13 protein-coding genes are annotated in these 14,514 nt (G+C 66.4%); 3 read left to right on the top strand and 10 right to left on the bottom strand.

From position 1 onward, the window contains the following. Window positions 1-10 precede the first annotated feature (10 nt). From FPY90_RS05865 to FPY90_RS05840, 6 genes are all read right to left on the bottom strand, one after another. Window positions 11-1,093: a carboxylate-amine ligase gene (locus FPY90_RS05865; protein WP_498684415.1), complete on the bottom strand. Its 1,083-nt coding sequence runs from the start codon at window positions 1,091-1,093 to the stop codon at window positions 11-13. A 13-nt stretch (window positions 1,094-1,106) separates the two neighbouring features. Next, on the bottom strand, window positions 1,107-1,574 hold the full coding sequence (locus tag FPY90_RS05860; protein WP_498684414.1) for a hypothetical protein: 468 nt from the start codon (window positions 1,572-1,574) through the stop codon (window positions 1,107-1,109). A gap of 164 nt (window positions 1,575-1,738) precedes the next feature. Then, on the bottom strand, window positions 1,739-3,385 hold the full coding sequence (locus FPY90_RS05855; protein WP_498684413.1) for an ABC-F family ATP-binding cassette domain-containing protein: 1,647 nt from the start codon (window positions 3,383-3,385) through the stop codon (window positions 1,739-1,741). Window positions 3,386-3,442: 57 nt separating this feature from the next. Continuing rightward, on the bottom strand, window positions 3,443-4,420 hold the full coding sequence (locus FPY90_RS05850; protein WP_498684411.1) for a D-alanyl-D-alanine carboxypeptidase family protein: 978 nt from the start codon (window positions 4,418-4,420) through the stop codon (window positions 3,443-3,445). Window positions 4,421-4,501: 81 nt separating this feature from the next. After that, on the bottom strand, window positions 4,502-5,203 hold the full coding sequence (locus tag FPY90_RS05845; RefSeq protein WP_498684409.1) for a VC0807 family protein: 702 nt from the start codon (window positions 5,201-5,203) through the stop codon (window positions 4,502-4,504). A gap of 30 nt (window positions 5,204-5,233) precedes the next feature. Then, a complete protein-coding gene (locus FPY90_RS05840) occupies window positions 5,234-5,443 on the bottom strand; it encodes a DUF4287 domain-containing protein (RefSeq protein ID WP_498684407.1) in 210 nt (69 codons plus the stop codon). Window positions 5,444-5,830: 387 nt separating this feature from the next. Here FPY90_RS05840 and FPY90_RS05835 point away from each other — a divergent pair, with 387 nt between their 5' ends. Further along, window positions 5,831-6,196 (top strand): SPW repeat domain-containing protein, encoded by a 366-nt coding sequence (locus FPY90_RS05835; protein WP_071216605.1) that lies wholly within the window; start codon window positions 5,831-5,833, stop codon window positions 6,194-6,196. Between the two features lie 86 nt (window positions 6,197-6,282). After that, window positions 6,283-6,795: a GNAT family N-acetyltransferase gene (locus FPY90_RS05830; protein ID WP_071216604.1), complete on the top strand. Its 513-nt coding sequence runs from the start codon at window positions 6,283-6,285 to the stop codon at window positions 6,793-6,795. Window positions 6,796-6,897: 102 nt separating this feature from the next. Here the strand turns inward: FPY90_RS05830 and FPY90_RS05825 are convergent, their stop codons facing one another. Both FPY90_RS05825 and FPY90_RS05820 read right to left on the bottom strand, forming a co-directional pair. Beyond that, window positions 6,898-7,350, bottom strand: a complete 453-nt coding sequence (locus FPY90_RS05825; protein ID WP_071216603.1) for a MarR family winged helix-turn-helix transcriptional regulator — start codon at window positions 7,348-7,350, stop codon at window positions 6,898-6,900. Continuing rightward, window positions 7,343-8,446, bottom strand: a complete 1,104-nt coding sequence (locus FPY90_RS05820; protein ID WP_071216602.1) for an LLM class flavin-dependent oxidoreductase — start codon at window positions 8,444-8,446, stop codon at window positions 7,343-7,345. The genes FPY90_RS05825 and FPY90_RS05820 overlap by 8 nt, the downstream gene beginning before the upstream one ends. Window positions 8,447-8,593: 147 nt before the next feature. Between FPY90_RS05820 and FPY90_RS05815 the strand changes: the two genes are divergently transcribed. Beyond that, window positions 8,594-10,090: an MFS transporter gene (locus tag FPY90_RS05815; RefSeq protein ID WP_498684405.1), complete on the top strand. Its 1,497-nt coding sequence runs from the start codon at window positions 8,594-8,596 to the stop codon at window positions 10,088-10,090. Between the two features lie 105 nt (window positions 10,091-10,195). Here the strand turns inward: FPY90_RS05815 and FPY90_RS05810 are convergent, their stop codons facing one another. Continuing rightward, a complete protein-coding gene (locus FPY90_RS05810) occupies window positions 10,196-12,184 on the bottom strand; it encodes an Rv1352/Rv1906c domain-containing protein (protein ID WP_498684404.1) in 1,989 nt (662 codons plus the stop codon). Between the two features lie 273 nt (window positions 12,185-12,457). Beyond that, a complete protein-coding gene (locus FPY90_RS05805) occupies window positions 12,458-14,386 on the bottom strand; it encodes an HNH endonuclease signature motif containing protein (RefSeq protein WP_498684402.1) in 1,929 nt (642 codons plus the stop codon). Window positions 14,387-14,514: the final 128 nt, after the last annotated feature.

The following is a 14,514-nucleotide window of genomic DNA, read 5'->3' as shown; positions in this document are numbered from 1 at the left end:
CGGGACGGGTTCAGTCCAGGAGCCGGGCCCCGGCCTCGGAAATCAGCGCATCGAACCCGCCGGCACGGAAGAAGCGCCGCTGGGCAGCCGCCCCGTTGCCCTCGCCGGCGATGCGCGCCAGCCCGGCACCCACGACGTCGGTGTCGCCGCTGGCCTCCAGTTCCGGGCCGATGTAGTCCAGCAGGGCCTCCAGACGCCGGTCCAGGCTGCACTTGGATCCTGCGGCCAGGTCGTAGTGGTTTCCCCGGGTCCCGAACTTCGCCGCCTGCCACTGGGCGATGTCCAGCGCCTCGGGTGCGGGATCCGGGATGCGGGCGGGGCTGTGGATTCCGGCGGACACCAGGGCGCGCATCACCAGCGCCAGCACCACGACGTCGGAGGCACACAGCTGGGCGTCGGCCACCCGGATCTCCACGGTCGGGAAGCGGGTCGAAAGGCGCGCGCCCCAGCCGATGTGCCCGGCATCCAGCACCACGTCGGAGGCCAGCAGGTACTCCATGCGCGCCAGGTAGTCCCGGGCATCGGCGAAGCGCGGGGGGATGCCGTGCACCGACCAGCGCAGGTACTGGATGGTGCGCCAGGAGGCGAAGCCGCTGTCGGCGCCGCGCCAGAACGGCGAGTTGGCACCCAGCGCCGTGAGCAGCGGCAGCCACGGGCGCAGGGAGTTCATGGCCTGGACACCGGCCTCGAGGTCCTCGATGCCCACGTGCACATGCGTGCCGCTGACATACTGGTCCGCGGCGATGCCGGGACAGAACCGGTTGATCGCGTGGTAGCGGTCCGAGGCGTGGACGGCCGCCGGGCCCGCGGGGATCCGCGGCGGGGTACCCAGCCCGACCAGCTGCAGCCCGGCTTCGTGGGCCACCTTGGACAGGCCGCGGCGGGCGCCGGCCACCGCATCGAGCACCTCGGCGCCCGTGGTGCAGACCGGGGTGCTGCTTTCCACCTGGCAGGCCAGGAACTCCGGGTGTGTGAGGGTGCCGCCGCCGACCACGGCCATGAGTTCGTTGTGGACGTGGCGACGGGGCACCGCCGGTTGCCCGGTGGCGGGGTTGATGAGGAAGAATTCCTGCTCGATTCCGAAGGTGCGCACCGCGGGCACCGTGCTACTCGAGGGCGCCGCTGAACCGGTCGGTGGACCGGTCGAGGTGGAAGGCGGCGACCGGCGCGGCACCATCAAGGCCGGGAACCTGCGTGCGCGCGTCCCGGGACACCTTGGTGCCGGCCCCGGATTCCGGCGCGGGCCCGGGGTAACTGACGTAGCGGGGGTTCTCGGAGGCCAACCGCACGGCTCGACGGTCATCGGGCACCTGGGTGGTGAGCATGCCGTAGAACGACTCGCATTTCCCACACCAGAACTCGACGTCCCAGCAGGGAGGCTGGACTCGCCGCCGGTCCAGCAGCAGCTCGACGTGCTCGTAGACCAGGTAGTCGCCGGAGCCACAGGAACCACAGGTGGGTGCCTCGTTGGCCGGCACCCGGGAGGGGTGCACCGTCAGCTCAAGCGCGGGAGGGTTGTCCGGCGCGGAGCGCAGCATGGACTGGGAGGTGCGTTTGCCAAAGGACTTCTTCATGGGAGCACTTTCGACGAACCGGCCTGAAGGGGGTGGGCAACGTCATCGCGTGCCCAAACCATCTTGCTCCGCGGCGCCGCACCGGCACAATAGGCCGCCGGTTTCATCGAGCGTCCTGCCATGAAGTTCCATGGCAGGACGTTGGGAAATCTGCAACGGAAACTTTAGGAATTGATGCCGATGCGCACCTTCCCGGCGTCGACCTCCCAGCGGGCATCGAGCCGGACGTTGTCCAGCAGCCGGCGGTCGTGGGTCACCAGCAGCAGCGCGCCATCGTAGGATTCCAGGGCCTCTTCGAGCTGCTCGATGGCCGGCAAATCCAGGTGGTTGGTCGGCTCGTCCAGCACGAGCAGGTTGACCCCGCGGGCCTGCAGCAGGGCCAGGCCCGACCGGGTGCGTTCGCCGGGGGACAGGTCGCGGACCAGCGAGGCGCTCTGGTGCGCCTTGAGCCCGAACTTGGCCAGCAGCGTGCGGGCCTCGGCCGGGTTCATCTCGGGAACCGCGAGCTCAAACGCATCGCCCAGCGCGGCGTCCTCGGGCAGCTGGCTGCGCGCCTGGTCGATCTCGCCGATCGCCACCGAAGACCCCAGCGAGGCCGAGCCGGCATCCGGGGCCAGGTGCCCCAGCAGCAGGTTCAGCAGCGTTGACTTGCCCGCGCCGTTGGGTCCGGTGATGCCGATCCGCTCCCCGGCGTTGACCTGGGCGGAGACCGGGCCGAAGGTGAAGTCCCCGCGGGTGACGGTTGCCTCGTTGAGCGTGGAGACAACGGAGGAGGAACGCGGTGCGGCGGCGATCTCGAATTGCAGCACCCATTCCTTGCGCGGCTCGGCGACCTCGTCCAGGCGCTTGATGCGCGATTCCATCTGGCGGACCTTCTGCGCCTGCTTCTCCGAGGACTCGTTGGAGGCCTTGCGCCGGAGCTTGTCGTTGTCCGGGTTTTTCTTCATGGCGTTGCGCACGCCCTGCGAGGACCATTCGCGCTGGGTTCGGGCGCGGGAGACAAGATCCGCCTTCTTGTCGGCGAACTCGTCATAGGCCTCGCGGGCGTGCCGGCGGTTGATGGCCCGCTCTTCCAGGTAGGAGTCGTATCCGCCGTCGTAGACAGCGACCTGGTTCTGCGCCAGGTCGAGCTCGACGATGCGGGTCACGCAGCGGGCCAGGAATTCGCGGTCGTGGGAGACCAGCACCACGCCGGTGCGCAGCGAGGAGACGAAGGATTCGAGGCGTTCAAGCCCGGCCAGGTCCAGGTCGTTGGTCGGCTCGTCGAGCAGCACCAAGTCGAAGCGGCTCAGCAGCAGCGCGGCCAGGGCCACGCGGGCAACCTGCCCGCCGGACAGCGCGGTCATCAGTGTGTCGGTGGGCAGGGTGAGGCCCAGCTCGGCCAGCGTGGCCGGGGCGCGGTCCTCGAGGTCCGCGGCGCCGGAGGCCATCCAGTGGTCGAAGGCCGCCGCATAGGCGTCGTCGGCACCCGGAGCCCCGGAACCCAATGCCTCGGCGGTGGATTCCATGGCGTGCGTGGCCGCGGCGCAGCCGGTGCGCCGGGCCAGGTAGGCATCGATGGTTTCACCGGCGATGCGCTCGTGTTCCTGCGGCAGCCAGCCGATGAATGCGCCGTCCGGCGCGGAGGAGACGGTGCCGCCCAGCGGCTCGTCGACCCCGGCGAGCAGCCGCAGCAGCGTGGACTTGCCGGCGCCGTTGGCCCCCACCACCCCGATGACGTCCCCGGGGGAGACGGTGAAGCTGAGGGAGGAGAAAAGGGTTCGGTGGGCGTGGCCGCCGGCAAGGTCCTTGGCCACGAGTGTTGCAGTCATTGTTCCAGTTTAGATTCCCCGGGCGCACTCCCGGTCATCGGGTCGCGGCAGGGGCGTTCAGCGCAGGTACCGCAAGCTCATCCACCCGGTCGCGCCCCGGTGCGTCGCCTGGACCCAGGGCCCGGATTTCTTGCCGGTCAGCCGAACCATCGAGCCCCTGGGGACGGTCTTGATGATGGTGGTTCCGGTGGACGGTCCGCGGCGCAGGTTCAGGTTCGCGGTGGTCGTCTTGGTGCCCTTCACTGTTCCGGATTTGGGTGCCGAAGGCTTGGAAGCGGTGGATTTGGGCGCCTGGGCCACGTCGTAGAAGTGCTCGAGGGTCTTGGACTTGGACCCAGCCATGGCCTTGGCCTGGGCGGTGCCGACGTAGCGGAAGTGCCACGGCTCGTAGGCGTAGCCGGTGGTCGATTCCATCCCCTTGGGGTAGCGGAGGATGAAGCCGTGCCTCGGGGCGTTCTTGGCCATCCACTTGCCGACCTTGGTGGTGGCGAAGCAGGCTTGCAGGGCGCATGCACGGTTGCGGTTTCCCACGTCGATGGCCAGCCCGGTCTGGTGCTCGGAGGTGCCGGGCTTGGCCGCGATGCGCTGGGCGTAGGCCGGGCCGTAGGCGCGGGTGTATTTCTCGAGTAGTCCCTTTTGCACTGCATAGGATCGATATCCGGAGGTGAGCCTGATGTCCACCCCGTCGCGGCGGGCCGCGGCAACCAGCTTCTTGTAGGACTTGGAGGCCTGTGGCTGCAGGCGGATCCCCGTGCCCGGCACCTCGGTGAGCCTTGGCACGTACTTGCGGGGGACCAGCGGGTATTTCTTGTTGACCAGGACATCGGCCCTGGCTGGGTCCCGCGGGGGCTTGGGCTTGGTGGCCAACAGTGCCGTGGGGGTCAATGCCGGTGTGGCTTCATGCTGCGGTCGCGCCACCTGGTGCATGGGGGTTGGCGTGGCCAGCGCGGGCGGGGCCGCCAACGGGGAGATGGCCAATGCCAGTGCGAAGGCCGCGGCGCCGAATGCGACCGGGCGGTGGTGCCGTTTGCTCATGTGGGCGAACTCCGTTGGCTGGGTGGTGGGTTTCCGAATCGGAACCGGGCCGCGGACGGGCAAGGAATCGATTGGCCCATCCTAGCCATCTGCCGGGGCAAAGAGAATGGAGCGGGGATTGAGCATTCCCGAGGAGATGTAGAAGACGTTGCTCAGCAGGATCAGGACGAGGTTTGTCGCCAGGTACATTGCGGTGGTCGCCGCGGGTACCGCGTCGGGTTCCAGCGAGTAGGCCAGGATCACGCGCAGCACCGCGTCAAGCAGGAATCCGCACCCCCACATGATTGTGGAGATGCGCCACATCCGCCGGAAACGCGGTGCTTGCTCCCAATGCGTTTCCCAGCCCCCGGGCCAGTGAAAGCGGCCCTCGAGGACGGGCTTGGTCAAGGTGTAGACCAGGGGCCGTGCACCCCGCAGCGTGGAGATGAACCAGATGCCGGTTCCGGCGGTGATCAGCGCGTCGCGGGCCAGCAGGAATTGCGGGCTGCCCGGGACGAACGCCAGAACGACCGCGGCCACGGAGGCGAGGGAAAAGTAGGTGGCTATCACGTGCTTCTTCGGGCCGCGCCGGGCGAGCGAGCCCAGGGCCGGCAGTCCGGTGGCCACCGCGACAACCACCAGGGACACGTAGATGGACAACCCGGCATGGCGCAGGAGGTAGAACAACAACGGGGGTGCCGCAATGGCCGAGACCATGCCCAGGAAACCGCGCAAGCGGCCCGCGGCCCGACGAACGGCGTCCGGGGCACGCTTGCCGGTTTCCTTGCGTTGCCTTCGTGTCATTTCGGGACTGCCACCGAGGGCGGCTTATGTCTATGGCTGGTGTTCGGCGCGGTAGACGTGGACCAGGGCATTGGCATGACCGTGGCCGATCCCGTGTTCGGTCTTGAGCCAGTTCACCTGCTCCAGGTGCTTTTGGTCCGCCACCTGGTCCAGGAGTTCCATCCAGTGGCCAATGGGGTGGCCGTACTTTGACTCGATCGACGGGAAATAGGATTTGGGGCCCTTGACGGATTCGCTCATGCTTTCCATCAAACACAGCCGGGCGGGACGCCGCAAGGGTGGGTGCGTGCCTCACCCAAAGTGCTCGCGAAACACTACTGGTGCCTCACCTGGATTTGCTCGCGAAATTTCCGGTCGTCGAATGGGTACCGGGTTGGCGCCCGCATGCCTCACCACAAGTGCTCGCGACCGGTGGGAGGGGCACCGCCCTGGCTGTCGTTCTCGGCACCGTGACTTTGGACCCTACCCGAGGACGGGCGCTACGGGCACGATGGGATTACAGCCGAAGGGACAGCGCGGCAGGAAGGTTGGGGCCAGCTGAACCGTCGGTACGGCAAGGGCATCCTGTGCGATTGCGGAACATCCGCGATCGGGGGGGTGCGTAGAAGACAAAAGGAGATCTGGACCATGAAGCGATGGACTGCATGGCAGAATTGGCTCGCCGTGGCTGCTGGCCTTTACACCGTCTTGGCCATGACGTGGACTACGGCTGTGGGATCCTCGGATGCCTACATGCTGACCGGCGGCATCGTCTTGATTGTCATCGGTGTAATCAACTTGGCGGCCCCGGGCATGCCCGTGGCCGAATGGGTGCAGCTGGTTGTGGCCGCGCTCGTTGTCGCATCTCCCTGGATGGGCAGCTTCGCCTCGGGTATGCCGGGCGTGGCATGGAATACCTGGATCCCGGGAATTGTGGCACTGATTGCCTCGATCATGGCAATTCAGCCCGCGATGAAGGTCTACCACGAGCATCACCCAATCGGCTCGCACTAGACAACCAAAATTCAAGGGCCCGGTCGTTGACCGGGCCCTTGGCCTGCTCCGGAAAGTGATCGTGTGCGGAAAGCTAGGCTGGGGAGATGAAGATTCGAAGCGAGGTTCCGGCCGATCGTCAGACTATCCGTCAACTGACCGTTCGGGCATTCGCCGACCCGGACTCGCATAGGGAGCCCGGGGAAGCCGTATTGCTCTCCGAGCTCTACTCCTGCGACGGATACCTGCCCGAGTATTCCGTGGTGGCTGAGATCAACGGCCACTTGGTGGGCCACGCGATTGCCACCCGCGGGTGGCTCGATGGCGACATCCCCCTGCTGGGCATTGGGCCGGTGTCGGTTGAACCCGGCCACCAAAGGCAAGGCGTGGGCACGGCGCTGCTGGACGAAATCCGGAACCGCGCGGCCAAGCATGGAGAGCGGGCGATCGTGCTGTTGGGGAACCCGGAGTACTACGGTCGATTTGGCTACGGGCCAGCCATTCCCGCTGGCATCATCCCCTCGGACCCGTCCTGGGGTGACTACTTCATGGTGCTGAATCTGTCGGACATGCCGCTGCCAAAGGGCAACTTCCGATACGCCGAACCGTTCGGGGTCTGAGCGGCCCCGCCGAGTTGATCCCTGGCACAGGCAGGGGCCCGCCGGCCAGGGAATAAGATCCTTGGTTGGCGGGCCCCTGCTTCGTGCCTGGGGATTCGGTGGTTAGCGCGCTTCCATGTGCAGGCGCAGCTTGGTCGTCAGCTCCGCCAGCGTTGCGAACTCTTCGGCCGTCAGCGCGGTGCCGATCAGGGCGTGGATGCCTTTGACGTGCTCGCGGCCGATGGCCTTCTGCAATCGGGTGCCCTCGTCCGTGAGCGTAAAGAGCACCGCCCGCTGGTCGGTGGGATCCGGCTTGCGGGTGACCAGACCCTTGGCCTCGAGGCGCTCGGCCATGCGGCTGAGGCTTGGCTGGGAGATCAGCAGGTGCTGGTTCAGGTCCTTGAGGCGGCTGGTTCCAGCCTCGCAGCGCGAGAGGTTGAAGAGCACGTCGTATTCGCGGGTGCTGATTTCCTTGAACTCCGGCAGCTTCTGGATCTCGCGCATCACCGTGACCTGCGCCCGGAACAGCGCCTCCCAAGCGGCGTTGGAGGTGCGCAGCGAGGCCGGGCTAGGCATTGTCACTCCCGGCGGCCAGCTTCGCGTCGCGGGCGGCGACGCGGTTGGCGTGGGTCGGCGAATCCGGGTGGTCGGCCGGCTTGCGGCTGGCCAGTTCCTTGCGCAGCGTCGGCAGCACCTCTTCGCCGAAGAGGTCAAGCTGCTCCAGGACGGTCTTGACCGGCAGGCCCGCGTGGTCGACCAGGAAGAGCTGGCGGTGGTAGTTGCCGAAGGCCTCCTGGAAGGTGAGGGTCTTGTCGATCATTTCCTGCGGCGATCCCACGGTGAGCGGGGTCTGGTCGGTGAAGTCCTCCATGGAAGGCCCGTGGCCGTAGACCGGGGCGTTGTTGAAGTACGGGCGGAATTCGTTCTTGGCATCCTGGGAGTTCTTGCGGATGAAGAACTGTCCGCCCAGGCCCACCATGGCCTGGTCGGCGCGGCCGTGGCCGTAGTGCTCGTAGCGCTCGCGGTAGAGGTTGATCAGCTGGATGTAGTGTTCCTTGGGCCAGAAGATGTTGTTGGCGAAGAAGCCGTCGCCGTAGTACGCGGCGATCTCGGCGATCTGCGGGGTGCGGATCGAGCCGTGCCAGACAAAGGGTGCCACGCCGTCGAGCGGGCGCGGGGTCGAGGTGAAGTTCTGCAGCGGGGTGCGGAACTTGCCCTCCCAGTTCACCGTGTCCTCGTCCCAGAGGCGGCGCAGCAGGTTGTAGTTTTCGATGGTCAGGTTCACCGAGTCCTGCATGTTCTTCCCGAACCACGGGTAGACCGGGGCGGTGTTGCCGCGGCCCAGCACCAGGTCCACGCGGCCGTCGGCCAGGTGCTGGAGCATCGCGAAGTCCTCGGCGATCTTCACCGGGTCGTTGGTGGTGATCAGCGTGGTGGCGGTGGAGAGGATGATCTTCTCGGTCTGCGCCGCGATGTAGGCCAGGGTTGTGGTCGGGGAGGACGAGAAGAACGGGCGGTTGTGGTGCTCGCCGATGGCGACGACATCCATGCCGACCTCTTCGGTCTTCTTGGCGATGGCCACGATGTCCTTGATGCGCTGGGCCTCGGACGGGGTCTTGCCGGTGGTGGGGTCGCGGGTGATGTCGCTGACCGAGAAAATTCCGAACTGCATGGTTGCCTCCTGTGTGCTGGTCTCTGGTATCCATTGTGCCAGAGTTGCATGCGTTTGCATGTAATAGCGCGTGCCGCAGCGGAATAATTCCCCGGTACCCGCGTGAGGTGCCTCACCTCCGGTGCGGCTTCGCGATAGGCTCCCGCTATGGACACCCCGCTTTCCGCCCACGAGGACCCGGCCAGGGCGCAACCGGTGCGCTGGAGCGCGGTGGCGGGGATCGTCGGGTTCCTGGCCATCGTCGAACTGACCAGCGGGATCCTGCAGGGCTATTACACGCCGCTGATGACCGATATCGCCCGCCACCTGGGGATCCACGACGCGGACGTGAACTGGTTCGAGGCCGCCCAGCTGATGGTCTCCGCGCTGGCCGTGCCGCTGCTTGCCTCGCTGGGGGACATCTTCGGGCACAAGAAGATGCTCTTGCTCTCGGCCGTCGTCACCGCGATTGCCTCCTGGGCCGTGGTGTTCTCCGGTTCCTTCACCACCTTCCTCGTCGCGTGGGCGCTTCAGGGCTTCTACGCGGTGTGGCTCCCGCTGGAAATCGCGATCGTCTTCTCCCGCGCCCGAAAGCTCGGCGTGCCCGGGCCGATGACCAGGCGCGCCGCGGGCCTGCTGGTCGGCGCGCTGGAGGTCGGGGTGATCGGCGGGGCGCTGGCCGGCGGCGCACTGATCGGGGTGTTCGACGGGAACATCGCACTGACCCTGGCCGTCCCCGCCGTCGCCACCACCGCGTGCATCTTCGCGGTGGCCTTCGGGGTGCCCGACGACGGGGACCGCAACGGGGCCAGGATCGACGGCGGGGGCTTCACCTACCTGGCCGTGGGACTGCTGCTGCTCACCAGCGGCCTGAGCTTCCTGCGCATCAACGGGCCTTCCAGCCCGCTGGTGTGGGCGTGCCTGGTGCTGGGGCTGGCGGTGCTCTACGTGTTCTACCGCCACGAGAACAAGCAGAAGGACCCGCTGATCGACTTCAAGGTGCTCTTCGCCCGGGCGATGTGGCCGGTGCAGCTGACGGCAGGGCTCTTCGGGGTCTCGGTGTTGGGAGCCCAGATCCCGATGAGCACCTTCGCCCGCACCGACCCGGTCGTGAACGGCTACGGCCTGGGGCTGAGCGCCTCCGGGGTCTCGGTCATCATCGGTGCCTACGTGTTGGCGCTGCTGATCGGCGCGCTGCTCTTCCCCGTCGTGGCCCGCTGGGCCGGGACCCGGATGACGCTGGTTGCTGCCAGTGCCCTGGTCGGGATCGGATACCTGCTCTTCCTGCCGTTGCACGATTCGCTGGCGCAGGTGCTGGCGAACATGATGGTGGCGGGGATCGGCTCCGGGGCCTTGGTCGCGGCACTGCCGGCTGCGGCGGCGGCCGCAGCGCCATTCAACCGGACCGGCATGGCCACCGGGTTAACCAACGCGATCAAGACCGTTGGCGGGTCCTTCGCCTCGGCAATCTTCGGGCTGGCCTTGATCGGACAGGTTGCCGGGGCTGCCTCGGACGGGGCGAGCGAGAACTTCGCCGCGCCGCTGGCCGGCTACATGATCGTGTGGGCGATCTGCGGCGGCACAGCCATCGGCTGTGCGCTGGTGCTCTTTGCGGTTCCGCGCGATGCGCTGGAGGACGTCCGATCGGACCGGGGCGCGGCGTAGTGGCATGAGGTGAGGTGAAGAGCGAAAGGCGACGGGGTGCCTAGGGAATCGAGTGATTCCGTGGCACCCCGTGGCTTCAATGCTTGGTCGGTCTAGAATTTCGAATTAGCGCGTCAGCGTCCCGCAGCCGGAAACCTCGAAGCCCTTGGCGGACGCCGGAACATCGATGACCAGGCGTCCTGCCGTGAAATCATTGTTGACCAGGTCCCCGAAGTCTCCGGTGAAATCCCGATAGGTGGCCCAATAGCAGGAGGACGTGCCCTTCCCGAAGTATCGGCCCGGCTTGATGTCGATGCCCACGCGGTACGAACCGTCCTTGGTGATCTTCGAAGCCTTGGTGCCGGAGGATGGCACCGTGGTCCATTTGCCGCAGCCGCTGGTCTTGAAGCCCTTGTCGCCGGAAACGATACGCACGTAGGTGTTGGCGGTGCCGAAATAGTTGGCCTTGATCTGCGAGAAGCTGCCGCTAAAGCCGCTGCTGCGCTCCCAATAGCAGCCCTTGCCCGATCCAGTGGCCTTGTAGAGGCCGGGCTTCACGTCCTTGCCCACGCGATAGGTGCCGTTGTCTGGCATCACGGTCTTGAGCGGAACCGGGATCGTGACAGCAGCACTGGTGGCGGACTTGTTGTCGTGGCCCTTCTTCTTGGCGGTGACCTTGACACTGATCTTTTTTCCGTTGTCCGACGACGTGAGCTTGTACGAGGACTTGGTGGCCTTGGAAATGGACTTGCCGTTGCGCAGCCACTGGTAGGAGTACGAGGTCGGCTTCGGCGAGTACGATCCCGTGCTGGCCTTCAGGGTCTTGCCGGCCTTCTTGGTGCCGGAGACCTTGGGTGTGGACTTCACTGCAAAGGTTGGCTTTCCGATCTTCACGGTGTTCGAGTTCACGTTCAGCTTGGAGTAGCCGGCGCGGGTGAACGACATGCGCACCTGGTACTTGGCCCCGATGTCCTTGGACGAGAGCTTGTGGCTCTTCTTCGTCGCCTTGGAGACCTTCTTGCCGTTCTTGTACCACTGGTAGGCGGCCTTGGCGCCGGCGGGTGCCTTGACCGAGGCCGAGATGGTGCTGCCCGATCGTGCCGTGCCGAAAATGGTCAGCTTGGATCCGGTCTTCAGGGTTCCGGCGGTGACCTTGCGCGCCGGCGAGGTGCGCTCCGTGGTGGGGTAGCCGCTGCGCTTGGCCGTGACGCGGACCTTGAGCGACTTGTTCACGTCGGTCGAGGTCGTGGCGAAGGTGGACTTCGTCGCGCCCTTGATGGCCGCGTTGTTGCGGTACCACTGGTAGCCAAACGTCGGAGCAGGGGACCACTTGCCGGTGGAGACCTTCAGCGTGTTGCCCACGCGAGTGGTGCCGGTGACCGACGGGGTGGGTGCCGCGGTGAACCTTGCGGCGGCGATGGAGCTTTCGGCGGAGAACTTCTCAACGGTGGTGACACCGGCGGCCGTGGCGCGGGTGCGCACCTTGATCCTCCGGCCGGCGTCTGTGGCCGCCAAAGTGTAGGTCTGCTTGGTTGCCCCGGGGATCGGGGTGCCGTTGCTGAACCACTGGTAGGCGATCGACGCCTTGGGTGCCCAGGAGCCGGCCGAGGCGGTGAGCTTGTTGCCTACCGTCGTCGTGCCGGAGATCGTGGGGGCCGGTGCCTTGGTGAACGCGTTGGCCTTGACGATGCCCAGGTCGAACTCGTCAACCCAAGAATTGCCAAGAACGTCATCCATGTGGACGCGCACGACCAGGTGTTTGCCGATGGCGGAGACAGGAACGACAAATGGGCTGCCACCGATCATATCCGTACCGAATTCTTCACCCTCCGACCGCTGGACGGGTTGCTTGACGTCGCCGAGTAGCCATTCGATGACGCTGGACCACGCATTGAGCCAGCCGTCGGCGTCCGGCATGATGGACATTCCCGCGGTGACGGTACTGGGCTTGGGGTACGTCGCCGGGTATTCCTTCACCGGTGGCTGGACCGGATCCTCTTCATAGCATCCGCCCTCTTCAGGCGAGATGTCGCAGTAGCCACTGTCACCTATTGGCAGGGCCGTGGCCGGCAACGCCGATGCGGTCAGCGATACTGCGACGGCGGCAGCGGCCAAGAAGCCGAAGATTCGGTGTCGTATTTTTGCGCGTGAAGTCAGGTCCCCACGCTGCGCGAGTGTTTGGTGCATTTTTCCCCCGGTGAAGTTTTCAAAAAAGTGGGCGCTCCATCAATTCGTCGGTGCGCCAGCGAGCTCAATACAGACTATGCGCAGCGGCAGGTTTTCAGCTCTCCGTGGCGCCTTGGGGTACCAAGATGACATACGTACAAGTCACGGAGCTGTTGTGGAAGGCAGCTTGCTTGCCCGCCGAGGGATGTGGGGAAATGCCGTTCAGAAGAGTGGAGGCTGTTCGCCCTGCCAGTGCTTGTTGCGGCGGGGAAGCTGTTCGGGGTCCTCGAACGGGGCAAGCTTCACCCACGGGACGCCGTCCTTCATGACGACCTCGAAGTCGCCCTTGTCGGCGCCGCGGTGCTCGGAGGGGCAGAACATGCCCAAGTTCCACACGCTCGTGGTTCCGCCCTCGGACCACGGTTTGATGTGGTGGTAGTCGCAGTGTTCGGGCGGCACGACGCAGGCGGGCTTGAGGCAGCCGCGGTCGCGGGCACGGATCGCCTGTTTCATGGACTCGGGTGGATAGCGTCGCTCGCGCCCATAGTCCAGGATCTGGCCCTCGCCGCCGAGCGTGATGGGGATGAACCCGAACTCTGCGAGTCGTTTGCGCACCTCGGCGACCGAGATCTCCAGGCCGTGTGCGCTCCATCCGGCGCCTCGGGCCAGCCCCAGCAGGACTTCCAGGGTGATGTAGACGAAGAGCTTTGCCGTGGGCAATCCGGTGGCGCCGTTGGCCGAGGTCCTTGGAGTGCGCATCAAATTCAGCAGGGTTTGCAGGTGCCGTTGGGCCGGGGTCGGTTCCTCGAGGTCCGTGCCGGTGCCGGTTTCCAACGGCGGCGGATCGTCGAAGCTTTCCGCGTCGGGCGGGTGGTCGAACCAATCGGGTCCGTCCGCGGGTTCCGGTGGCAGGAACAAGGAATCCTGGGTGGGGTCGGGGTCCGTGGCCGGGAACGGTGGAGAACCGGGTGCCGGTTCAGGGTTGGAACCGGGGTTGTCAGGGGTTGACGGGGTGCCGTTTGCGGTGGGAGAGGCGCCGTCGGTTTCGACCGGCGTAGCACCTGTCCCTGCCTCGCAATCGGGGTCAGTGGCTGTGGAGGACGTTGCGCCGTCCGCGCTGCCTGTATCCCCATTGTCCGTAGTGCCGGTTCCTTCATCGTCTGTGCTGTCGGCAGGAGTGCTGCCGGGCTGGGCGGTGGAGGGGCCGGTGGCGGGTCCGCGGCCCGGGACCTTGGCGGCCGCGGCGATGGCCTGGCGGTTTCCGGCCAGGGTGCGGGCATTGTCGGACTCGGCGAAATGCGAGAGAAAGAGCTCAGCGTCGGCATTGAGCATGCAGGCGGTGAAATAGGTGAAGTGCCGGGTGCGCTTGGTGACGGAGATGCCGGTCTTGTTGCGGATTTCCTTGGGCGTGGGGGCGGAGTCGGCGCCATCGAGCTCGTCGCTGATCTTGTCGAAGAGCTTGGTGGTGTTCTTCGCGTCGCCCTCGGCCAGGGATTCGGCCACGCGGGTCTCGATCTGCTCGGCGAATTGTGCGGCGTCGGGTCGGGACTCGATGGCGGGGCGCAGCTTCTCCAGCTTGCGCGCCGCGGCGGCAACGGTGCTCGGCGCGCTCTTGCCGGTGGCAAGCTGCTGCGCCAGCTGCGGGTAGCGGGGGCCGCGCGGCATGCCATGCTCATCAACGCCCGGCAGCAGGTCATCGCCCGCTTGCATGCGGTTGAGGGCCTCGAAGTAGTCGATGCCTGCCATGCCGGCGAGGCAGTCGGCCGGTGTCTTGAACTGCAGCTTGCCGGTGGGAACCGTGCGCGGGTCTTCGGGCAGCTGCGCTTCTCCGGCCATGAAGGCGGTGGGATCTTCGGCGATGGCGCGCAGCTCGGTGAGGGTGTTGGCGGGCAACTCGTGCACCAAGGATTGCCGGGCCAGCTGCGCGGTCTTGAGCTGCGCGACGGCGATGGCGTGCTTGGCCTGCTCAATGGTCATGGCGGTGAGCAGAGCCCGGGTGGGGGAAGCTGGACGGGAGGCGATCCGGGCGACGAGGGCGTCGATCTGGTGGATGTCCTCGATCAATGCGCGCAGTTCATCGTCCGGGGTCGGTGAGTACCCCGGATAGTCGCTGTGTCCAGCGAGGTTGGCGATGAAGGCGTCTGTTTGCATGCCTCCAGTGTGCGGGGCTCGGGAGTGCGATGGGGGCCGGGCCGGGAAATTGTGGATAACCGGGGGTTGGGTGATTCCGGGAGTGCCTTGACGGCGGGTTCCGGCGGGGGCGGGTCCCCGGTGGGCCA

The organism is Arthrobacter sp. C2 (genome assembly GCA_024207135.1).
Classification (GTDB): domain Bacteria; phylum Actinomycetota; class Actinomycetes; order Actinomycetales; family Micrococcaceae; genus Paeniglutamicibacter.
Note: the sequence above shows the minus strand (reverse complement) of the source record. Positions and strands in the feature narration are given on the sequence as shown.

Excerpts from the sequence above, each read along its gene's own strand:
- FPY90_RS05860 (WP_498684414.1), bottom strand. The coding sequence starts at position 1,574 with ATGAAGAAGTCCTTTGGCAAACGCACCTCCCAGTCCATGCTGCGCTCC.
- FPY90_RS05855 (WP_498684413.1), bottom strand. The coding sequence starts at position 3,385 with ATGACTGCAACACTCGTGGCCAAGGACCTTGCCGGCGGCCACGCCCAC.
- FPY90_RS05850 (WP_498684411.1), bottom strand. The coding sequence starts at position 4,420 with ATGAGCAAACGGCACCACCGCCCGGTCGCATTCGGCGCCGCGGCCTTC.
- FPY90_RS05845 (WP_498684409.1), bottom strand. The coding sequence starts at position 5,203 with ATGACACGAAGGCAACGCAAGGAAACCGGCAAGCGTGCCCCGGACGCC.
- FPY90_RS05840 (WP_498684407.1), bottom strand. The coding sequence starts at position 5,443 with ATGAGCGAATCCGTCAAGGGCCCCAAATCCTATTTCCCGTCGATCGAG.
- FPY90_RS05835 (WP_071216605.1), top strand. The coding sequence starts at position 5,831 with ATGAAGCGATGGACTGCATGGCAGAATTGGCTCGCCGTGGCTGCTGGC.
- FPY90_RS05830 (WP_071216604.1), top strand. The coding sequence starts at position 6,283 with ATGAAGATTCGAAGCGAGGTTCCGGCCGATCGTCAGACTATCCGTCAA.
- FPY90_RS05825 (WP_071216603.1), bottom strand. The coding sequence starts at position 7,350 with ATGCCTAGCCCGGCCTCGCTGCGCACCTCCAACGCCGCTTGGGAGGCG.
- FPY90_RS05820 (WP_071216602.1), bottom strand. The coding sequence starts at position 8,446 with ATGCAGTTCGGAATTTTCTCGGTCAGCGACATCACCCGCGACCCCACC.
- FPY90_RS05815 (WP_498684405.1), top strand. The coding sequence starts at position 8,594 with ATGGACACCCCGCTTTCCGCCCACGAGGACCCGGCCAGGGCGCAACCG.
- FPY90_RS05805 (WP_498684402.1), bottom strand. The coding sequence starts at position 14,386 with ATGCAAACAGACGCCTTCATCGCCAACCTCGCTGGACACAGCGACTAT.